This is a genomic window from Clostridium paraputrificum (assembly GCF_900447045.1).
GTDB lineage: Bacteria > Bacillota > Clostridia > Clostridiales > Clostridiaceae > Clostridium > Clostridium paraputrificum.
The window spans coordinates 199,781-221,808 of the sequence record NZ_UAWH01000015.1; the positions used below are offsets into that span (position 1 = coordinate 199,781).

24 protein-coding genes are annotated in these 22,028 nt (G+C 29.9%); 18 read left to right on the forward strand and 6 right to left on the reverse strand.

The genetic code is table 11. The features are described 5' to 3' along the window. Window position 1: 1 nt before the first annotated feature. From DR024_RS12480 to DR024_RS12490, 3 genes are all read left to right on the forward strand, one after another. Complete coding sequence (locus tag DR024_RS12480; RefSeq protein ID WP_027098451.1) at window positions 2-523, forward strand: GrdB-related putative oxidoreductase; 522 nt, start codon at window positions 2-4, stop codon at window positions 521-523. A gap of 25 nt (window positions 524-548) precedes the next feature. After that, a complete protein-coding gene (locus DR024_RS12485; RefSeq protein ID WP_111918918.1) occupies window positions 549-1,841 on the forward strand; it encodes a Sapep family Mn(2+)-dependent dipeptidase in 1,293 nt (430 codons plus the stop codon). Between the two features lie 295 nt (window positions 1,842-2,136). After that, window positions 2,137-3,531: an aspartate ammonia-lyase gene (locus DR024_RS12490; RefSeq protein WP_111918920.1), complete on the forward strand. Its 1,395-nt coding sequence runs from the start codon at window positions 2,137-2,139 to the stop codon at window positions 3,529-3,531. A gap of 63 nt (window positions 3,532-3,594) precedes the next feature. Here DR024_RS12490 and DR024_RS12495 read toward each other — a convergent pair whose 3' ends face one another. After that, the gene (locus tag DR024_RS12495) at window positions 3,595-5,178 is read right to left on the reverse strand and encodes a sigma 54-interacting transcriptional regulator (RefSeq protein ID WP_034866368.1); all 1,584 of its coding nucleotides are present in this window, start codon (window positions 5,176-5,178) and stop codon (window positions 3,595-3,597) included. 247 nt (window positions 5,179-5,425) lie between these two features. On the opposite strand from DR024_RS12495, the gene DR024_RS12500 reads away from it, so the two are divergent. The 7 genes from DR024_RS12500 to DR024_RS12530 all read left to right on the forward strand — a co-directional run bounded on the left by DR024_RS12500 (window position 5,426) and on the right by DR024_RS12530 (window position 11,355). Next, window positions 5,426-6,385, forward strand: a complete 960-nt coding sequence (locus DR024_RS12500) for a glycosylasparaginase (protein ID WP_111918922.1) — start codon at window positions 5,426-5,428, stop codon at window positions 6,383-6,385. Window positions 6,386-6,400: 15 nt separating this feature from the next. Beyond that, a complete protein-coding gene (locus DR024_RS12505; protein WP_027098455.1) occupies window positions 6,401-7,003 on the forward strand; it encodes a copper homeostasis protein CutC in 603 nt (200 codons plus the stop codon). Between the two features lie 16 nt (window positions 7,004-7,019). After that, the gene (locus tag DR024_RS12510) at window positions 7,020-8,171 is read left to right on the forward strand and encodes an NAD(P)-dependent malic enzyme (RefSeq protein ID WP_027098456.1); all 1,152 of its coding nucleotides are present in this window, start codon (window positions 7,020-7,022) and stop codon (window positions 8,169-8,171) included. 122 nt (window positions 8,172-8,293) lie between these two features. Beyond that, entirely contained in the window at window positions 8,294-9,115 is an 822-nt protein-coding gene (locus DR024_RS12515; protein ID WP_027098457.1) for an MBL fold metallo-hydrolase, read from the forward strand. A gap of 31 nt (window positions 9,116-9,146) precedes the next feature. Further along, a complete protein-coding gene (locus DR024_RS12520) occupies window positions 9,147-10,349 on the forward strand; it encodes an alkaline phosphatase family protein (protein ID WP_027098458.1) in 1,203 nt (400 codons plus the stop codon). Then, on the forward strand, window positions 10,349-10,807 hold the full coding sequence (locus DR024_RS12525; RefSeq protein ID WP_027098459.1) for an NUDIX hydrolase: 459 nt from the start codon (window positions 10,349-10,351) through the stop codon (window positions 10,805-10,807). The genes DR024_RS12520 and DR024_RS12525 overlap by 1 nt, the downstream gene beginning before the upstream one ends. Before the next feature lie 26 nt (window positions 10,808-10,833). Continuing rightward, the gene (locus DR024_RS12530) at window positions 10,834-11,355 is read left to right on the forward strand and encodes a hypothetical protein (protein WP_055184173.1); all 522 of its coding nucleotides are present in this window, start codon (window positions 10,834-10,836) and stop codon (window positions 11,353-11,355) included. A gap of 41 nt (window positions 11,356-11,396) precedes the next feature. On the opposite strand, the gene DR024_RS12535 is transcribed toward DR024_RS12530, so the two are convergent. Next, a complete protein-coding gene (locus DR024_RS12535) occupies window positions 11,397-11,576 on the reverse strand; it encodes a hypothetical protein (protein ID WP_027098461.1) in 180 nt (59 codons plus the stop codon). 149 nt (window positions 11,577-11,725) lie between these two features. Here DR024_RS12535 and DR024_RS12540 point away from each other — a divergent pair, with 149 nt between their 5' ends. Both DR024_RS12540 and DR024_RS12545 read left to right on the forward strand, forming a co-directional pair. Next, window positions 11,726-12,340, forward strand: a complete 615-nt coding sequence (locus tag DR024_RS12540) for a hypothetical protein (RefSeq protein WP_111918924.1) — start codon at window positions 11,726-11,728, stop codon at window positions 12,338-12,340. A 1-nt stretch (window position 12,341) separates the two neighbouring features. Then, the gene (locus tag DR024_RS12545; protein ID WP_027098463.1) at window positions 12,342-12,887 is read left to right on the forward strand and encodes a hemerythrin domain-containing protein; all 546 of its coding nucleotides are present in this window, start codon (window positions 12,342-12,344) and stop codon (window positions 12,885-12,887) included. A gap of 13 nt (window positions 12,888-12,900) precedes the next feature. Here DR024_RS12545 and DR024_RS12550 read toward each other — a convergent pair whose 3' ends face one another. Then, window positions 12,901-13,326, reverse strand: coding sequence for a ferritin-like domain-containing protein (locus DR024_RS12550; RefSeq protein WP_111918926.1), 426 nt, complete (start codon window positions 13,324-13,326; stop codon window positions 12,901-12,903). 71 nt (window positions 13,327-13,397) lie between these two features. Further along, entirely contained in the window at window positions 13,398-13,577 is a 180-nt protein-coding gene (locus tag DR024_RS12555; protein ID WP_027098465.1) for a hypothetical protein, read from the reverse strand. 181 nt (window positions 13,578-13,758) lie between these two features. Here DR024_RS12555 and DR024_RS12560 point away from each other — a divergent pair, with 181 nt between their 5' ends. Continuing rightward, the gene (locus DR024_RS12560) at window positions 13,759-14,319 is read left to right on the forward strand and encodes a P-loop nucleotide/nucleoside kinase family protein (protein WP_027098466.1); all 561 of its coding nucleotides are present in this window, start codon (window positions 13,759-13,761) and stop codon (window positions 14,317-14,319) included. 49 nt (window positions 14,320-14,368) lie between these two features. On the opposite strand, the gene DR024_RS12565 is transcribed toward DR024_RS12560, so the two are convergent. Beyond that, entirely contained in the window at window positions 14,369-14,662 is a 294-nt protein-coding gene (locus tag DR024_RS12565; RefSeq protein ID WP_242983108.1) for a DUF5661 family protein, read from the reverse strand. Between the two features lie 145 nt (window positions 14,663-14,807). On the opposite strand from DR024_RS12565, the gene DR024_RS12570 reads away from it, so the two are divergent. The 5 genes from DR024_RS12570 (at window position 14,808) to DR024_RS12590 (ending at window position 21,535) form a co-directional block, all read left to right on the forward strand. Next, window positions 14,808-16,526 carry an oleate hydratase gene (locus tag DR024_RS12570; protein ID WP_111918930.1) on the forward strand — a complete coding sequence of 573 codons (1,719 nt, stop codon included), beginning with the start codon at window positions 14,808-14,810 and terminating at the stop codon, window positions 16,524-16,526. Between the two features lie 205 nt (window positions 16,527-16,731). Then, window positions 16,732-17,007, forward strand: a complete 276-nt coding sequence (locus DR024_RS12575; RefSeq protein ID WP_034866372.1) for an ArsR/SmtB family transcription factor — start codon at window positions 16,732-16,734, stop codon at window positions 17,005-17,007. Window positions 17,008-17,019: 12 nt separating this feature from the next. Next, window positions 17,020-18,348 carry an MATE family efflux transporter gene (locus DR024_RS12580; protein WP_027098469.1) on the forward strand — a complete coding sequence of 443 codons (1,329 nt, stop codon included), beginning with the start codon at window positions 17,020-17,022 and terminating at the stop codon, window positions 18,346-18,348. Further along, window positions 18,332-20,650: a bifunctional glutamate--cysteine ligase GshA/glutathione synthetase GshB gene (gene gshAB / locus DR024_RS12585; RefSeq protein ID WP_111918932.1), complete on the forward strand. Its 2,319-nt coding sequence runs from the start codon at window positions 18,332-18,334 to the stop codon at window positions 20,648-20,650. The genes DR024_RS12580 and gshAB overlap by 17 nt, the downstream gene beginning before the upstream one ends. 420 nt (window positions 20,651-21,070) lie before the next feature. Next, a complete protein-coding gene (locus DR024_RS12590; protein WP_027098471.1) occupies window positions 21,071-21,535 on the forward strand; it encodes a YbaK/EbsC family protein in 465 nt (154 codons plus the stop codon). Between the two features lie 52 nt (window positions 21,536-21,587). Here the strand turns inward: DR024_RS12590 and DR024_RS12595 are convergent, their stop codons facing one another. Next, window positions 21,588-22,022, reverse strand: coding sequence for a GNAT family N-acetyltransferase (locus DR024_RS12595; RefSeq protein WP_172458950.1), 435 nt, complete (start codon window positions 22,020-22,022; stop codon window positions 21,588-21,590). Window positions 22,023-22,028 lie beyond the last annotated feature (6 nt).

Sequence of the window (22,028 nt, forward strand, 5' to 3'; positions counted from 1 at the left end):
GATGAAAAAAGTATTATTAATTTTAAATCATGTACAAGCAGGTATGGGGAGCGATGAAAACGCTCATATACCACCAGCAGGAAAAAAGACAGCTATTGGCCCTGGTAAAATGATGGAACCATTCCTAACTAATTTAGGTGGGGAAATAATTGCAACATTGTACTGTGGTGATTTATACTATAAAGATAATGAAGAAGAAGTTAAAAAGAAATTTGTAGCAATGGTTAAAAAGCTTAGTCCTGATGTAGTTGTATGTGGACCAGCTCTACATTATCCAAACTTTGGAGAAATGGCAGGAGGATTAGCTGAGGAAATTAATAATAATAGTGGGATTCCTGCATTTGCAGCTATGTCTGTAGAAAATCCAGGAACTGAAAAGTATAAAGATAGAGTAATAGTTGTTAAAACTCCTAAAAAGGGTGGAATCGGCTTAAATGAATCTATTGAAAATATATGTAAAATGGCTATTAAGTTAGCTAACAATGAAAATGTAGATGAATTAAAAAATAAGGTTTGCTTCTAGTAAACCTAGTATAGAGGGGATATTTATGAACAAGATTGATGAAAAAGTCATTCAATATAAGGATGATATGATAAAATCCATTGAGAGACTTGTAAATATTCCTAGCATTGAAGGAGCATCTTGTATAGATGCTCCTTTTGGAGAATTTAGCAAAAAAGCTTTACTTGAAGCCTTAGATATATCAACGGAGATAGGCTTTAAGACTAAAAATATCCAAAATGCTATAGGGTATGCAGAGTATGGAGATGGAGAAGATTACGTAGGTATAATTGGACATGTAGATGTTGTACCTGCTAATGAAGAAGGGTGGATAACACCACCTTTTAAAATGGATATAAGAGAAGGAAAGCTTTATGGTAGAGGCGTATTGGATAATAAAGGTCCTATAATATCTTGTCTATATGCATTAAAAGTAGTAAAAGATCTTAATATTCCGCTTTCTAAAAGAGTTAGAATCATATTTGGTTCAAATGAAGAGACTGGTTTTAAAGATATTCCATATTATCTTAATAATGAAGAACCACCAATTTCAGGTTTTACTCCTGATTGCAAGTTCCCTGCTGTTTATGGGGAAAGGGGAATTTTAGACGTAACTATATGCAGTAAAAAACTAAGTGATCCTAATATTAAATCAATTAATGGCGAATTTAGAAGTAATGTGGTTCCAGATTTTATTCAAGTTGATTTTAAAGATGGTAAATCTATTACTAATAGGGGTAAAACAGCTCCAGGAAATGCGCCTGAAAGTGGTGTTAATGCTATTACAAGTTTATGTAAAAATTTAAGAGATGAAACATCTTTATGCAAAGAAGAAAGAGAGTTTTTAAATTTCATATATAATGTATTTCACAAGAATCATGATTTAAGCAAGATAGGTATAGAATGTAAGGATGAAATATCAGGCAGTCTAGTAACTAACCCTTATTCTTTAAAAATTGAGGATGGCATGCTTAAGTTATCAGTTGTGTTTAGATATCCAATGTCATATAGCTATAAAAGTATAATGGAAATAATAAGTGCATTATCAGAGTATTCTATTATGGAAAATAGAAGAATGGATTCTGTATTCTTTGATAAGAATGCTCAGATGCTAAAAGTTATGAAGGATGCTTATGAAGAGGTAACAGGAGAAGACGGTACCCCTGTTACTACTACAGGTGGAACTTATGCTAAGGTAATGCCTAATATAGTAGCTTTTGGTCCTTCTTTCCCAGGTCAAAAAGGAATTGCTCATAATTCTAATGAATATATGATAATTGAAGATCTTATAAATATTACAAGGATATATGTTAGAGCTATAATAGGACTAGCAAACTAAGAATTATAGTGCCATCACAGAACATAAAAAACAAGTTTTGGAACCTGTGGTATGGATGAAAAAGTGACTTTTTCACTAAAGCGTGGAGAGGTCACTTTTTTATATTAAAGTGTATTATTTTAATGACTAGTGTGTTTTTATAAAGGCTAAAATAGAAGTTTTTGACACACTTCTTTATATTACTACAAAAAGTACTTAGAAAATGAGATAAACAGGTATATACAGTGTTTTGGCACAGGTTTTGCTATTTAAATCTTCAGAAAGAAAAATCTTTATTTTCTTAGGAGGAATAGTTATGGAATTTAGAAGAGAGAGAGATTCTATTGGAGAAAAACAAGTACCTAGTAAGGCTTATTATGGAGTACAAAGTTTAAGAGGGCATGAAAACTTTAGAATTAGTGGTCAAACAATCAATAAGCAACTTATAAAAAATCTTTCAGTTGTTAAGAAAGCTTGTGCTATTACAAATTGTAATGTGGGAGAGCTTAAAGAAGAATACAAAGAGGCTATAGTTAAGGCATGTGAAGAAGTATATAGTGGTAAGTTTGATAATGAATTTATTATAGATCCAATTCAAGGTGGGGCTGGAACATCTTTAAATATGAATATAAATGAAGTTATTGCAAATAGGGCAAATGAGATTCTTGGATTTAACAAAGGAGAGTATTATCCAATACATCCAAATGACCATGTAAATATGGGGCAGTCTACAAATGACGTAATCCCTACTGCTGCAAGCCTTACAACTTATGAACTTTTAAATGGCTGTATTGAAAAATTAATTAAGCTATCCTATGAATTTAATATAAAAGCAGAAGAATTAACAGATGTTATAAAAATGGGTAGAACTGAAATGCAAGATGCAGTGCCTATAAGTTTAGGTTCAGAATTTAAGGCTTTTTCAATGGCAATAGGAAGAGATGTAAAAAGATTAGAAAGAGTTAAGGATTCATTACTAGAAGTTAATTTAGGTGGTACAGCTGTTGGTACTGGAATTACAGCAAATGAAAAGTATATAGCTTCTGTAGTTTTGGAATTAAGCAATATATTTGATGAACATATAATACAATCATCAAACCTTGTTGATGGAACACAAAATTTAGATAAATATGCTGAGGTATCATCACAATTAAAAGTTTGTGCAGTTAATATAAGTAAGATTGCTGGAGATTTAATTTTAATGTCATCAGGACCAAGAGCTGGCTTTGGAGAAATAAGATTACCTGCAAGGCAAAATGGTTCATCAATAATGCCAGGTAAGGTTAATCCAGTAATGCCAGAAGTCATGAAAGAAATATCATTTCAGATCATGGGTAATGATTTAACAATTACTATGGCTACACAAAGTGGTCAATTAGAATTAAATGCTTTCTATCCAATAGTAATTCATAATCTATATGAATCTCTTGTTATTTTAACTAATGGAGTAGAAACATTTATAGAGAACTGTGTTAAAGGCATTGAAGCTAATGAAAAGAGATGCAACAACTTAGTTGATGGAAGTATAGGAATAGTTACAGCTTTAGCACCAATATTAGGTTATGAAAAGTCAGCTGCTATAGCAAAGAAAGCTTTGAAAACAGGAAAGTATGTAAAGGAAATTGTTCTTGAAGAGTGTGATATAAATGAAACTGAGGTTTCTAAGATACTAAACACAAGAGAAATGGCTAAGATATCTATAAATAATTAATTAAAAAAAGGAGCTGTCACAATAGAAAAAATTTATTCTCTATTGTGACGGCTCTTTTTGTCTTTAGCAACACATTATAAATATGATTAAGAAAAGTAGTTCTGTTTCTGATAAATTAACATTATAGTATTTTTCAATTAGTCCTTTTATATTATTGGCTATTGAATAATATTCAGGGTAATTTATCTTTAGCTTACTTATAGAATTAGTAGGGGAGTATTGTATGAAATCAATTCTGTCATAAATCATATCTACGTGAATACTAAAGAAATTCTTTATAATATCATCTGTAAAGGAAAACTTTAGTTCTGGATTCTCTTTAAAAATACCATTAGTTAAATCTTCATATGCAGATGGATGGAAGTAGAAGTTGTAGCTTGTACCATTATCTATAACTGCTTTAAAGTATTTTGTAAAATCTTCACGTATTTGATGAATATCAAGCTCCTTATTATTAGCTATCTTTATGGATATAGCAGTCATAAACTCTTTGTAGCTAAGTAAAATAGTTTGTTTTTGTTTTAAGAATGAATGACTTGTAATTTGTGAGTTCTTATCATATATAAAATAACCATCTGTATCAGCCATTAAATCTACAAGTCTTAGAGCATCTTCTTTTGGTGAAAGAAGGGAGGATTTAATATCCTTTTGCAAGTCTGGACTATTTATTTTTATTTGCTTTTTGTGATGTATAAAATAATCTGAATAAGCATTAGCCACAGCAAGCTTAATATCGCTTTTTAATTGACCAACATTATAGGGACAATTATATGATAATAAGGCTATCATAGAGTTTTTGGATACTAATATAGGCTTATTTAACCTTAAACTTTCATCTTTAATAAACCTTTCAATTAAGGTTAGTCTTTCCTCAATGAATCTGTCTTCTAGACTTGGTAGATAAATTTTAACTGGAATTCTTCTGATAAAAGTATCTAAAAGTGAGGCATTTATATCCTTATTTGTAGCACATATAATTCTTGCAGAAGACTTTATTTTCTTAGAAACCTCTCCAAATCTTCTGAAATACCCTGTATCCATGTATACAAAAAGCATTTCTTGACCTTCTTTTGGCAAGTTATGTATTTCGTCTAAAAATAGTATTCCTCCGTCAGCTTCTTCAATTACGCCTTTTCTATCCTCCGTTGCTCCAGTATATGTACCTTTTTTGACACCAAATAATTGTGAGCTTAAAAGTTGAGGGTTATTAGAATAATCTGAACAGTTAAAATGCACAAATGGAATATCCTTTGTATTATCTAAGGAGTTAAAATACTCATGCATAAGTTTAGCTAACATTGACTTACCTACACCGGTATCACCTATTATAAGAGAATCCATTCCATTAGGTGGATAAAGGATAGCTGTTTTAGCTAGCTTTACAGCCTCTGAAAGGGAAGGAGATAAATAGCATAAATTGTCCAAAGAGGATTTGTGAGTAAGATCATTAGTGTTTGGATTATTGAAAAAATATCTTACAGGTCTTGAATTATTTTTAAATACCATTCCGTTTTTAACTAGGTTATTTAAATCTTTAGATACGTTAGAACGTTCTAAATTAAGGTATTCACTTAGTTCTATAGTAGAAATACCTTCACCTTTGTCTAAATCTTTTAAAGAATTGTAGACTAAATCTATTCTCTTCATAAATTCTTCCCCCTATATTTTTGTGTTTGTATAATTTATATATAGATATGTATTATAAAATATGAAAACCAATACAAACTGTATTAAAAAAATAACACACTATAATTTATAACATAATTATACAATACACTAATTCATATTATCAATGAAAATATGAATTTAACTAGTATTTATATGAGTTATAATAGTTGGCATGTTAATTGCTATAAAAATAGACATCAAAATAATATTTTGGAGGATGAGGTTTATGAAATATGCAATGATAGCTACATGGAGAATGGCAGTAGAAGGAATAACAAGCTCTAAGGAAGTACTAGAAAAGGGCGGTACAGCAGGTGATGCTATTGAAAATGCAATAAAGATGGTTGAAGATTATCCTTTTTATAAATCAGTAGGTTATGGAGGATTACCTAACGAAGATTGTGAAGTTGAATTAGATGCAGCATATATGGATGGAGATACTTTAGATATTGGTGCAGTTGCTGGTATAAAGGATTATAAAAATCCTATTTCAATTGCAAGAAAGTTAAGCAAAGAGAGATTTAATTGCTTCTTAGTTGGTGCAGGTGCAGAAGCTTATGCTCATAAAGAAGGTTTTGAAAGAGTTAATATGTTAACAGATAGAGCTAAGATGCACTATCAAAAAAGAAGAAAAGAAACAATAGAAAAAGGTTTAAGCCCTTATGATGGACATGACACTGTAGGTATGATAGCCTTAGATAGTGAAAAGAAAATGGTGGCTGGAACATCTACAAGTGGTTTATTTATGAAGAAAAGAGGAAGAGTTGGAGATTCTCCACTTTCAGGTTCTGGTTTCTATGTTGACAGTGAAGTTGGAGGAGCATCAGCTACAGGCCTTGGAGAGGATTTAATGAAGGGATGCATATCTTATGAAATAGTAAGATTAATGAAGGAAGGATATCATCCACAAGAAGCAGCAGATAAGGCAGTGGAAGACTTAAATGCAGAATTAAAGAAAAGAAGAGGTAAAGCTGGAGATTTATCTGTTGTTTGTTTAAATAACAAAGGGGAATTTGGTGTTGCAACTAATATTGATGGCTTCTCATTCTCAGTGATGACAGATGATATGGAACCAACAGTTTACGTATGTAAAAATGTTAATGGAAAAACTACTTATGAGGTGGCAAGTGAGGAGTGGTTAGATGCATATCTAAAGAGAATAAAGTCACCAATAACATTTGATTAAAAGAGGTAGAAAAGTATGTATGAAGCTTGTGTAGGAAATTATAATGAGGCAATTAGTGCTTTTAAAAGAGGTGCTAATAGAATTGAACTTTGTGACAATTTAATGGAGGATGGAACAACTCCAAGTGTTGGAACTATTAAAAAGACAATAAAGCATGTAAATATACCTGTTATGGTAATTATAAGACCTAGAGGAGGAAGCTTTGAGTATTCAGAAGATGAGGTAGAAATAATGCTTGAAGATATTCAGGTATGTAAAGAAAATGGTGCTTATGGAGTTGTAATAGGAGCGTTAAATGGAAAAGAAATTAATATGGATGTTACTAAAAAGTTAGTGGAAAGAGCTAAGCCTTTAAACATAACCTTCCATATGGCTTTTGATGAAATAGAAGATAAGTTTAAGGCAATAGACCAATTAGTAGAATTAGGTGTAGATAGAATTCTAACTAAAGGTGGATGTGAAAATGCATTAGCAGGTAAGGATTTACTTAAAAAGCTAGTAGAATATGCAAATGATAGAATTATTATAATGCCAGGTAAAGGTGTTAATAAAGAAAATAGAGAGTATATCTTAGAATATACAGGTGCAAAAGAAATACATGGCACAAAAGTAGTATAAGTTTTGAGGTGGTATTTTGAATATATATGAAGAAGCTTTAAAGTTTCATGAAGAAAAGAGAGGTAAGCTAGAAGTAACTTCAAGGGTAAAGATTCAAAACGAAAAGGATCTTAGCTTAGCGTATACTCCAGGGGTAGCTGAGCCTTGTAGAGAAATACATAAGGATGCAACTAAGGCCAATATCTATACAAGAAAATGGAATACAGTTGCAGTTATATCAGATGGTACAGCAGTATTAGGACTAGGTGATATTGGTCCTTTAGCAAGCTTACCAGTTATGGAAGGTAAGTGCGTACTATTTAAAGAGTTTGGAGATGTAGATGCAGTACCAATAGTACTGGATACAAAGGATCCTAATGAAATAGTAGAAACAGTTAAAAGAATAGCACCTTCCTTTGGTGGAATTAATCTAGAAGATATATCTGCACCAAGATGTTTTGAAGTTGAAAAAAGATTAATTGAGGAGTTAGATATTCCAGTATTTCATGATGATCAACATGGAACAGCTATAGTTGTTTTAGCTGGACTTATAAATTCTCTAAAAATAGTTAACAAGAAATTAGAAGATTTAAAGGTTGTAATTAATGGTTCTGGGTCAGCTGGAATTGCTATAGGAAAGCTTTTATTACATTCTGGTGTAAAAAATCTTGTTATGTGTAATATAAATGGAGCAATTTATAGTGGCATGGAATATGAAAACTCTTCAATAGAAGAAATAGCCCATATTACTAATCCTAATAAAGAACAGGGTAAATTATGTGATGTAATTAAGGGGACAGATGTATTTATTGGAGTTTCTGTGGGAAATATTGTTTCAAAGGATATGATTAAATCTATGAATAAGGACGCTATAGTTTTTGCAATGGCTAATCCTGAACCTGAAATAAATCCAAATGATGCAAAAGAAGCTGGAGCAAGAATAGTAGGTACAGGAAGAAGTGATTATCCTAATCAAATTAATAACGTCCTTGCTTTCCCTGGAATTTTTAGAGGAGCTTTGGACGCAGGAGCTAAGAAGATTACTACTGAAATGAAGCTTGCAGCAGCTTACGCAATTGCAAATGAGATTTCTGATGATGAGTTAAATGAAGAAAATATTATTCCAAAGCCATTTAAAGAAGGCGTAGCTATGAATGTAGCTGAAGCTGTGTTAAAAGAAGTAAAATAGATACTAGGGATTATGAGGAGAAATTGCTTGCAATTTCTCTTTTTTAATTATAAAAATACTGACTTATTATCAAAAAAATTATATACTTAATACATTAGTAATATGTAAATTTTGGGGGAAGTATGATTATAAAATCTTTAATTGATAATAAGAGTATATCTAATGAGTATAAAAGTAAACATGGATTATCTTTGTATATAGAAACTACAACTAATAAGATACTTTTTGATTTAGGACCAAACCATTTGTTTTTAGAGAATGCTAAAAAGTTAGGTGTAAACATAGAAGATATAGACATGGTGGTTATATCTCATGGGCACAAGGATCATGGTGGAGGTATAAAATATTTTTTAGAAAACAATAAAAAAGGGAAAGTATATATAAATAAATCATCCTTTATGCCTTATTATACAAAGGTTTTAGGGTTTAAACATTATGTTGGATTGGATAAGTCATTTGAATCAAATGATAGAATAATTCTATGTAGTAATAATTATAAAATTAATGATAATCTAATATTATTTGCAGATGTACCTAAAAAAGATCTAATATCTAAATCTAATGATTCTTTGTTTATGAAGATTAATAAGGAGTATGTAAAAGATACTTTTAATCATGAGCAGAATTTAATTATAAATGATGATGGTAAAAATATATTAGTAGCAGGATGTGCCCATAAGGGTATAACTAATATTCTTAGTGTTGGAGAAAATATCTGCAATGAATCTTTTGATTATGTTATTGGAGGGTTCCACCTTTTTAATCCAGTATCTAAAAAGTATGAAGATAATGAATTAATAACCTCAATAGGTTTTGAACTTAATAAGAGAAAAACTAAGTATTATACATGCCATTGTACTGGAACAAATGCTTTTAAAATCTTAAAAGAAACACTAAAAGATAAGATTAATTATCTATCTGCAGGAACAACTATAGAGCTGTAGATTATAGAGTGTTGAAAGGAGGTATTTAAGTATGACTAATGACTTTATTTTCCCAGAGTATAATGGGAAAAACTTCATAAATATAATTAATTCAATTAAACATAATTTTGGTATTAATGATGGGATAACTTTAGAAAATAAGAAGATAAAAAAAATACTTTTAAATAAGGAAAAGGTTGTTTTTATTTTAGTTGATGCCTTTGGATGGAAGTTTTATAAGAGTGTAAGAGAGGACTCTAAGTTCTTTAAGGAAATAAGGAAAAGAGGAATAGAAGAAAAGATAACATCCCAGTTTCCTTCAACTACTACTGCTCATGTAACATCAGTAATTACAGGTAAGGATGTTTCTACGCATGGATTTTTTGAATGGTTTACATATGATTCTAAGATAAATGAGGTTTTTACACCATTTCTATTTGACTATGAGGGTAAAGAAGAAATTTTGCCAAAGGATAACCTTTTTAAAGAGCTTAAAGAAAATGGGGTATGTAGCACAATTATTACACCAAATTATATTAATAATAGCTATTATTCTAGGGAGCTTTTTAAGGATGGAAAGGTAAAAGGCTATGATTCAGTAGAAGAGATGTTTGATATACTTCTTCAAGGGATTAAAAAGGATAAGGGTAAAAACTTTTATTATATTTATTATCCCCAAATAGATTCAATTGGTCATGAGTATGGCATGAGTTCTTATAAGGCGTATTTTGAGATAAATAATTTTATTAAAGCTTTAGATAATTTTTATAATAATGTCTTAGATAAAGGTGTAAATGAAGGGATTTTTATTTTATCAGCTGATCATGGACAAATGGAGATTAAAGATAGAATTTATTTAAATGAATTAATCCCTAACATAGACGAATATATGCTTAAGGATTCTAAAGGAAAAAGTATTGTTCCTGTTGGGTATAATAGAGATATGTTCCTTTATATAAAGAAGGAATTTGAAATATATGTATATGAGTTGTTAAAGGAAAAGTTTAAAGATAAAGGGGAAATATATTTAGTTAAGGACTTAATAGATAAAGGAGTATTTATAAATCCATCAGAAACATTCTTAAGTAGGATGGGGAATATTGTTATTATCCCTTATGATGGATATGGAGTATGGTGGTTTGAGAAGGGCAAGTACGAGATATCCTTAAAGGGATCCCATGGTGGACTTACAAAAGATGAGATGGAAATACCATTATTAATTTATAATTTCGAAAACTTAGGATGTGATAAGTAATGAATTATGTTAAATACTTAAGAGAATATATTGGACATAAGCCTGTAATATTAAACGGTACTTCTGTAATAGTTCTTGATGAAGAAAATAGGGTTTTACTACAAAAAAGAACATATCCCCAAAAGAATTGGGGGCTTCCAGGGGGAATAATGGACATGGGAGAAACTATAGAGGAAACAGGAATAAGAGAAGTTTTTGAAGAGACAGGATTAAAGGTTTCTAATTTAAAGTTAGTTAATGTATATTCTGGAGAAGATTTTTATATGAAACTTCCAAATGAAGATGAGTTTTATCTTGTTAATGCAGTTTATGTTACAAGGGATTATGAAGGAGAGTTACAAGTAGATAATGAAGAAGGAACTGAATTAAAATTCTTTCCTCTTGATGATTTACCTAAATATATGGTTAAAAGTCATAGAAGATTTATTGAAGAGTTGGTGGAGGAGAAGAAAATATAAAGTATAACAAATTGGGGTGAGGGGCAATGAAAAAAAGTACTACACCACTAGATTACAAATATTCATTTGGAGGCATGATAACAGGAGGGATTTTACTATTAGTAATGTCTATTTTTATGACTATAGTTAGCACATTTTCTAAATCAGATTTGGATGGTGATTCACCTGCTACATTCATACTTATTACTTTTGTTTCAGCAATTATTTGTTTAATAATAGGAATTAAGAACAACCTTCATATAAGAAGGATGAGGTCTTGGAGAAAGTATATGCTTACTATGCCTTATGTAGAGGGGAAAATTATAGGGAGTAGAATAGTAAAAAAGGATATATTAGGTGAGTTTAAGAGTCAGCTTAATGTGGTAGATGCTACAGTTAGTTATATACTATTAGTTAAATATTCTAATCCATATACTTGTGAAACATATACAATTGAAAGTGATAGATATGATAAGGACCCTAAGTATTTTTTACCTAATGATAAGTGTAAGGTACATATAGATAAACATACATCAAGAGTTATAGTGGATGTATCAAAAAATAGTTAAGTCATTAAAAAATAAAAACTTTGCAAGTTTAGCAAAGTTTTTTATTTTTCATCAACTAGCTTTTTAATTCCATAGAATACGAAAGCACCAACGCCTAAGTATAAAACTATTTTTATTACAGTAGCCACTGTTCCTATAAGTGCGCCTAAAACAATACCTATAATTTTAAGTGCTATAAGCCCTAGTAAAATCAATCCCGCAATTTTTAAAATATTTGTCACCTTAGTTACCTCACCTTCTAGTTTATAATTTTATTATAATAGCTTGTACATTCAATCACAATAAAAAAGAATGTATTATTGTAACTTTTGTTACAGACACTTATAGTAGTATTATTTATAATAAAAACAAAAACGGAGGAGAAAAGGATATGAGTTTATTTTTAGGAAAAATACATTATTGGTTATTTAATAAGATTAAGTGGTTTGAGGGAATAGACGATGAGCTTTTAAGACTTGATTCTACATTTAATGTAGAAGAATTAGACAAAATTTGTGGTGAAAGAACTCCTGATAAACCTTTAGAAGATATAATAGATACAAGTAATATTCATGGATGGTTACAGGAAAGAATTATAATAGCTGAAGGAAGAAATGCCTATATTACAAAGTATTTAGTAAATAAAGGATATTTAAGTTCAATTGAAAAAATATATGAAACACAAGGGAAAAAGGCTGGAAATGAAGTGAAAGCTAATACTTCTATAAATGATGCTAGAGAAATTTTCACTGAAATGAATAACTATATTCTTGATGGAATGCCTTGTGATAGAGTAAATGAAATTGTAGAAAACTCTGAAAATAAGGTGGTATGGAAAAGAAGAGTGTGTGTTCATAAGGATATTTTTGATAAAGTTGGATTGGATGTCGGCGTGTTTTATTCATTAAGAGAGAAATGGATCGAAAATTTTGTGAGTGAAATAAACTCTAATTTTAAATATATTCATAATGAGGATGATACTATGGAAATCAAAAGGAGAGGATAAAATGACAGCAATAGAAATTATGATGGAAGAGCATGAAAACATATGTAGAATGCTAAAGGTAATAAGAAAAGAGTGCATGGGTATTTTAAAGGGTGATGATATAAATTATGAGCATTTTAATATGATTATAGGATTTATAAGAAATTATGCAGATGGACATCATCACAATAAGGAAGAAATAATACTCTTTAATAGAATGGTTGAACATTTAGGAGCTTTAGGAGAAAAGACTATTAAGAATGGAATGCTTGTGGAGCATGACTTAGGAAGGTTATATGTTAATTCTCTTGAAGAGGCTTTAGTAAAGGTAAAGTCAGGTGATGAAGAGGCTAAGTTAGATGTTATTGCAAATGCTATAGGATATTCAGATTTATTAGAAAGACATAAGACAAAAGAAGATAATGTGATTTATAAATTTGCCGAAAGACAATTATCTAAAGAAATAATGGAGCAAATTGATAAAGAAGCATTAGAATATGAAGAGAAGAACGAAAAAGTAAAAGAAGAGAATTTATTAATATTAAAAAAGTTAGAATGCCTAAATTAGGCATTCTAACTTTTTATAATCTTTTTAATAATCCATTTAACATAGATGCATGTCTTGCTTCATCTCTCGCAGCATGGTCAATAAATGTATATAACTCTTCAAGTCCTGCATTCTTTGCTTTTTCTGCTAAATCTGCCTTATATTTATTTGATCCAACTTCACCATTTATCATTTGAGATATGTTCTTTTCAGTGGAATCAGAAACCTTCCCCATAAGTTCAGCATATTGAGCAGCATGTTCTGCTTCTTCCCATGCAATAACTTTTAATACTTCAGCAACTTCAGCATATCCTTGTCTTTGTGCTACTCTTGCCATTGCTAGATATAGCCCAACCTCTGCAGTCTCACCAGTAAATTGACCATTTAAACTAGCTTTAAATTCTTCATTATCTTTAACAATACCTAATTCATTTACTTTAGCAAATTCAAGTTTATTCATTAAAAAACCTCCTTTAATAACTACTTACCTTATTAGTATTCTCTATAGAAATAAAATTATATTAGGTAATTTTATATATCATCTACATCAGTTTCTTCACCATATCTTACAGTTCCTTCTGAAGAAAAAGTATCTCTAGGATCCTTTTCAATGAAATAGCCATCATTGGGTTCTCTTGATGATTTTGCGTATTTAGTAGAAGATTCCATTTGAACATTAGCTAAATCTTTTATTTTTTTCATTTTAGACATAACAATACCTCCTTTTAATATAAGGTAACCATTTGTAAAAATATATATTAAATAGAGTTTAATAATATTTAACAAGTTATTTTGTAAGCTATTATTGTAGGATTCTACAAAAAATGCTATAATTCAATACGTGAGCGCAAAAATTAATACAATTTAAAATATACTAGAGGTGAAAATTCAAATGAAAAAATTAATCTTAGTAACATCTCCACCAGCATGTGGAAAAACATTTGTATCAAGAGAAATAGCAAAGGCACTACATAACATTGTTTATTTAGATAAGGATACAGTAATACCTTTATCTAAGCAAATATTTAGAGTAGCTAATGAAGAAATTAATAGAAGTTCAGACTTTTTTGAAGAACATATCAGAAATTATGAATATGAAGTTACTATAGACTTTGCATTAGAAGCATTAGAGTATAACGATACAGTTTTAATTAATGCACCTTTTACAAGAGAAGTAAGAGATGCTGAATATATTCAAAATTTAAGAGACATGCTTGCAAAAAAAGATGCTAAACTAGTAATAGTTTGGGTTGAAACTGACAAGGAAGTTTGTCACCAAAGAATGATTGAAAGAAATTCAAGCAGAGATACTTGGAAGCTTGCAAATTGGGATGAATACATTGCAGGATGTAACTTTACAAGACCTGATATTGATGATTTAGTAATATTCAAGAACTCTTCTACAGAAGAGTTTAACCAATCAATAAAAACTATAGTTGAAACTTTAGGTTAATATTAAAAAGGTTGTACCAATATTAAAAAATGGTACAACCTTTTTATGCTTATTTTTTACTCCAATAAGCCTTTGCCTCATATTCTAACTTTTGCAGTCTTACATAATAATCAGGAAACTCATATAAATGAGCTAATGCAATTTTACCTGTTAAAACTGGATCATTATTAGTTACATTTGTATTAGGAAATCTTGTTCCATGTTCTAACTCAACATTTATCCCTTTAAAAAAGTCATTTAAAGTAAATTTTTCCTTTGAAAAATCAATATGAAGTTTTTGTGCAATTTTTTCTGCTTCTTCTAAAGTAAATGATGTTTTTTCTTTTTCGCCTCTCATAGACATAAGAACCATTCTCTATGTTTCATAAGAAAAACTCCTATATTATTTTAAATTATTATATGATTCATTTAAGTTTAAGTGATGTATTTAATAGAAAAAACTGGGCAACATATTATGGAAATACTTATGAAAGGGTGAGAAAGTTTCCATGAAAAAGAAGAATAATGATATAAATCCTTTAGTTGTTTTTGGTAGTTTAGCTGGTGCCACAGTTTTCGCATATTATATAGCTAAGAAATTTGGAGAGAAATCTTCAATGTGTAGTATAAAAGATTACAAGAATCATTATGGAAAAGAAGTTTATTTTGTAGGTGGAGGGCTAGCATCCTTAGCTGGTGCTGCCTATTTAATAAGAGACTGCAACATGCCAGGTAAAAATATTCATATACTAGAAGGGATGCATATTTTAGGTGGAAGTAATGATGGAGCTGGAGATGTAAGAAATGGCTTTATAGCACGTGGTGGTAGAATGTTAAATGAAGAAACTTATGAAAACTTCTGGGAACTATTTTCTAATATTCCATCCTTAGAATTTCCAGATAAAAGTGTAACTGAGGAAGTACTTAATTTTGATCATCTTCATCCAACTAATGCTCAAGCTAGACTTGTTGATAAAGAGGGTAATATAATAGATGTTACTTCAATGGGATTTAGCACGAAGGATAGATTATTACTTGGTAAGCTTATGATTACACCAGAAAATGTCTTAGATGATTTAACTATAGAGGATTGGTTTAATGACTCTCCTCATTTCTTTACAACAAACTTTTGGTATATGTGGCAGACTACCTTTGCATTCCAAAAGTGGTCTAGTTTATTTGAATTTAAGAGATATATGGAGAGAATGATATTTGAGTTTTCAAGAATAGAAACTCTAGAAGGGGTAACTCGTACACCATATAATCAATACGAGTCTCTGATTGTACCTATAAAAGACTATTTAGCTAAAAATGGAGTGGATTTTTCAATTAATGCAAGAGTCTATGATTTATATTTTAAAGAAGGCAAGGGTATTACTGTTACTGCAATGTACGTAGAAACTGAAAATGGAAAGAGTAAAATTCAGTTAAATCCAGGAGATGTATGCATTGTAACAAATGGTTCTATGACAGATAATGCTACCTTAGGTGACTTTAATACTCCAGCTTTATATAAACCTGATAATCCAATGTCAGGTGAACTATGGAAAAACATAGCTAAAAAGAAAAAAGGCCTTGGAAATCCTTCGCCATTTTTTGATTATCCAGAGGAAACTAACTGGGAGAGCTTTACTGTAACTATGAGAGGCAATAAGCTTTTAAAAATGATAGAACAATTTTCAGGTAATGTGCCTGGTAGTGGTGCATTAATGACTTTTAAAGATTCAAACTGGTTAATGAGCATAGTTGTTGCAGCTCAACCTCATTTTAAAAATCAGCCACTAGATACCACAATTTTCTGGGGATATGGCTTATTTACTGATGTAGAAGGTGACTATGTAAAGAAAAAGATGAGAGATTGTACTGGAAAAGAAATATTAACAGAGCTTCTTCATCATTTACATTTTGAGAATAAAATAGATGAAATAATGGAAACAGTAGTTAATGTAATTCCTTGTATGATGCCATATATAGATGCGCAATTCCAACCAAGAAAGATGAGTGACAGACCAAGGGTTGTACCTAAAGGCTCAACAAATTTTGCTATGATTAGTCAATTTGTAGAAATCCCTGAAGATATGGTTTTTACAGAGGAGTATTCTGTAAGAGCTGCAAGAATTGCTGTTTATAAATTATTTGGTGTTAAGAACAAAAAGATAATTCCAGTTACTCCATATAAGAGAAATCTTAAGGTGCTAAAGAAAGCCCTTGTGAAAGCATATAAGTAGGTACGAGGTAAGAAGAGTAGGAAAGGTAAGTAGGTACGGGGGAAAAAGATAATAAAGATAATAAGGATAAGAGAAATAAGGCAGAATTTTAAAATATAATGAATAATAGTATAAACATATAGACATTTATCTATATGTAGAATAAAATATAAAACATATAGATGATTTTCTATATGTTTTTCTTTTTAAGTATAGGAGGGATATAGTGAATAATATTTATGGGGAATATGCTTTAATTTTTAAGGCCTTAAGTGATTCAACTCGTCTTGAAATATTAGAAATGATTAAAGATAAGGAGTTGTGTGCATGCCATATATTAAAAAAGTTTAACATAACTCAACCAACTCTTTCTTACCATATGAAAATATTAAAAGATGTTGGCCTTATTAATTGCACAAAGAATGGCTCTTGGATGCATTATTCATTAAACGAGAAAACAATCATTGAATTAGAAAGTTTTTTTAGGTCTTTAAAGAAATAAAAAGGAGTGTGTATGCAAAAAATAGATTTAACTAAGGGGAAGGTAACAAAAGTCCTATTAGCTACAGCAATACCTATTATGGGTAGTTCTCTTCTACAGTTTACTTATAATCTTGTAGATATGCTTTTTGTTGGAAGGCTAGGAAGTGATGCAGTGGCAAGTGTTGGATCTTCAAGCTTTTTTATAGGTCTTGGATATTCTATAAATGCTATTGTTGTTATTGGTACAGGGATTAAAGTTGCTCATTCAATAGGGAATAGCGATGAAATTAAAACTAAAGGATATATTAATTCTGGACTTATACTAAATTTTATAATTGGATTAATATATTCCTTGCTTTTAGTCTTGCTTGGTAAGGAGTTAATATCTTTTTTAGATTTAGGAAATCTAAGGGTTGAAAGAGATGGATATATATATTTAGCACTTAGTGCACCAATGCTTTTCTTTGCATTTTTCAATTTGCTGTATACTAGAATATTATCTAGTTATGGTAATAATAAAATTGCACTTAAAATTAACGCTGTTGGAGTTCTAACAAACATTATTTTAGATCCAATTTTAATATATACTTTTGGTTTTGGTGTAAAGGGAGCAGCTATTGCAACCTTAATATCAAATGTATTAATGTTTGTACTTTATAACATAAAATCAAATAAAATGTTATATTATGATTTTAAAATAAAATATAGTTTACAAAAGATAATAGAGATAATAAAGCTTGGTTTTCCTATGTCCTTTCAAAGAGTGCTTTTCACTCTTGTAAATATTTCTCTTGCGAAGATAATAAGTAACTTTGGTTCAGATGCTATAGCAGCACAGAAGATTGGACTTCAAATAGAATCCATTACCTTCATGGTTATAGGCGGATTAAATGGTGCCATTTCAAGTTTTGCAGGTCAGAATTTTGGTGCAAAAAAATATAAAAGAATCTTAGATGGATATAATAGTTCATTAAGAATAGGATTAATATATTCCTTGTTTATGGCATTAATTTTTATATTTATCCCAGGTTCTCTAGTTAGTTTATTTATTAAGGAGGACAATACTGCAAGTATTGCATGTGGTTATCTACAGATAGTTGGCTTATCTCAGCTATTTAGCACTATTGAAATGGTGTCAAATGGTTTGTTTACAGGAGTTGGTAAGCCTAAGATACCAGCTATAATAAGCATAATATTTACAGTTTTAAGGATACCAATGGCACTAATATTTATAAGAATTATTGGTGTTAATGGTATATGGTTAAGTATTGCACTATCAAGTGTTTTAAAAGGAATAACAGCTTATTTATTATATATAGTTACAGTTAGGAAGGAGTATACAAATGCTAAATACATTTAAAGCTCTTTTCACTTCAGATGAAATCTTAAGAGGAAACTTTGGAGTTGAAAGAGAAGGTCTTAGAGTTGGTGTAAAAGGAGAATTATCGAGAAATAAGCACCCAAAGGTGTTTGGAAATAAAATTATGAATCCATACATTACAACTGATTTTTCAGAAAGTCAATTAGAGCTTATAACCCCAGTGTTTAATACGTCAAAAGAGGTATATGATTTTTTAAATGCTCTTTATGATATAGTTGCCCTTGAAATAGGAGATGAATATATTTGGCCAGAATCTATGCCTTGTATAATCCCAGATGATAGGGAGATTCCTATAGCAACTTTTTGTAAATGTAAGCAGGGTGAAGAGGCTAGAGCATACAGGGAAGAACTATTAAGAAAGTATGGTGGAAAAATTCAATTAATTTCAGGAATTCACTATAATTTTTCATTAGATGATGATGTGTTAAATAAACTTTATGAAAATTCATCTAAAAAGGAAGATTTTAAAACTTTTAAAGATAACCTTTATCTAAAAATAGTAAGAAATTACTTAAGATATAGGTGGCTTCTTATTTATCTTTTAGGCAGCACAGGAGTAGTTCACTCTAGCTATAAGGGAGAATGTTTAAAGAAATTAGATAATATTTCACAAGGTGCATATTCCTGTGAAGGTATAGTTTCTTATAGAAATAGTGATTGTGGATATGGTAATAGAGTAACTTTATTTGCAGATTATACTTCAACAAGAGAGTATGTAAATAGTTTAAAGAGGTTTATTAATGATGGTTTAATTCAAAGCCCTAAAGAATTCTACAGTTCAGTTAGACCTAAGGGGAAGAATCCAAATAAAATACTTGAGTCTTTATTAGATGAAGGTATACAATATCTTGAATACAGAAGTATCGATATTAATCCTTTTAGTAAGGGTGGTATTTCCTTAGAGGATTTAGAGTTTTTAGAATTATTCAATCTTTATCTTTTATTTAAAGAAGAAAGTAATTATAAGGATTGGCAAATAGATGGCCTTGAGAATCAAAAGAATATAGCTAGAAATGGTGGCTTAGATATAGAACTAATACGTGATGGTGAAAAAATTTCTAAGGTTGAATGGGGATTAGAGATATTAAATGAAATTAGAGATATTAATCATATTCTTAATTTAGGTAAGGGTGAGTTAATTGATGCTCAAATTGAGAAAATAAAGGATTATAAAAAGACAAACACCTATAGATTTATTGAATTAGTTAAAGAAAAAGGATATATTGATTCTCACTTAGATTTATCTAAAAAGTATAAGAAAGAAGCTTATACTAAAAGATTTAATTTAAAGGGCTTCGAAGATATGGAGCTTTCTACTCAAATATTAATGAAGGAAGCAATTAAAAGAGGTATTAAATTTGAAGTATTAGATAGAGAAGATAATTTCATATCCTTGGAAAAGAATGGGAAGCTTGAATACATAAAACAAGCTACTAAAACCTCCGTAGATAATTATGCAACAGTACTAGCTATGAATAATAAGGTTGTGACAAAGAAAATTCTAGATAAAAAAGATGTAAGAGTTCCAAAGGGAGAAGAATTTACAAGCATTGATGAAAGTATTAGAAGAATAGAGAAGTATGTAAACCTTCCAGTTGTAATTAAACCAAAATCAACAAACTTTGGTCTTGGAATATCAATATTTCCTGATGGAGGAGGCAAGGAAGAGTTAACTAAAGCCTTAGATTTTGCCTTCTCAAAGGACAATACAGTTCTTATAGAAGAATTTATTAAAGGAAAGGAATTTAGATTTTTAGTAATTGGAGATAAGGTTTCAGGTATTCTTCATAGAGTCCCAGCTAATGTTAAGGGTGATGGAAAACATACAATTGAGGAACTTATAGAGATAAAAAATAAGGACTCTTTAAGAGGAAAGGGATATAAAACTCCACTTGAAAAAATAGAAATTGATACCTCTGTACTTCTATATCTTAAAAACCACAATAGAGATATATATACTGTTTTAAAAGAAGGTGAAGAGGTATTTTTAAGAGAAAATTCTAATATAAGTACTGGTGGAGATAGTATAGATTTCACAGATGTAATTCCAAATAGATTTAAGGAAATAGCAATAAAGTCCGCAAAGTCTATAGGAGCAAAAATTTGTGGTGTAGATATGGTAATAGAAGATTATACCGATGAAAGATCTAATTATGGAATTATTGAACTAAACTTTAATCCTGCAATACATATTCATTCTTATCCATATGAAGGAAAGGAAAGAAATGTAGCAAAGGATATACTTAATCTTTTAGGGTTTAAGGAAAGCCAATGTGATTAAAATTAGATAGTAGTATTAAGTGGTAAAATATAAGCTAAAGAGGAGTTTATTTTAGAAAACTCATCTTTAGCTTATATTTTATCAAAGTTTAATAATTCTTGTAGTTGCATATAAAATAGATAAAGAGTACCTAGACTATCATTCACGACTATGCGTAAAGATAGGGGATGGATTTATTGTAGTTTCAGGAAGAGCTTTAGAATGTTCTAAAAATAACACAACAAATATTATGTAAAGTTAATTGTAAAAAAATAGTTAAAAATAAGTTCGAAAAAATTGTTTATAAAGGTAAAAAGGGAACACTTTGTTAAAAGTGTTTCCTTTATTTTATGTATATTCACTTGATTTGAATTTATTGACATTAGATAGACCTAGGGTTATTATTTAATATTATTACATATAAGAGAGGAGTTGATTTATATGACTATAGAAAAGGTAAGAGATTTTCTTAAAGGTTATGGAAAAGATAAATATATAAGAGAGTTTGATACCTCAAGTGCTACCGTAGAACTTGCTGCTGAAGCTTTAGATGTTGAGCCTGCTAGAATTGCAAAGTCTTTAACTTTTAAAAATAATGAAAAGTGTATTATGGTAGTAACTGCTGGTGATAGGAAAGTAGATAATAGAAAATTTAAAAATGAATTTGGAATTAAGGCAAAGATGCTAAGTCCTGATGAGGTATATGAATTTACAGGACATAGAGTCGGCGGAGTATGTCCCTTTGTTATAGATTTAGATAAAGTTCAGATATATTGTGATAAATCAATGGAGAGATTCCAAACAGTCTTCCCTGCTTGTGGCAGTAGTAATTCTGCTATAGAGCTTACTTTAGATGAGTTATTTAAACTATCTAATGCCTTAAAATGGGTGGATATTTGTAAATAATATATAAGAAAGAAATACTAGTATTAATAGTATTTCTTTCTTACTTATATTATTAAAGATATTCCATTTCAATAAGTTCTAAATCTTCATCCATATATGTCTTTATAGAAGTAAATCCAACGTTTCTATAACAATTTATAGCTCTTTGATTCCAAGTAGCTACTTGAAGTTTAATAGGCTTATCTCCATATTTCATTTTACACATATCTATTGTCATCTTGAGTATTTCTTCTCCTATGCCTTTACCACATTTGTTTGGTTTAACACCAATTCCTATTACAATATCTGTAGGAAAATTATCTATTCTTGTAAATCCAATCAATTCGTCATTAGAATTTAGATATGCATTATAAAGCTCTTTTCTTAAAGTATCATCACATAATGCATAGTTATTAATTTTCATCTGTTCCCAACTAGGAAGATTATAAATACTACATTCATCTTCATATTTCCAAGAAGTAATCTCCTTAGCTAATTTTTTACTCATTTGTAC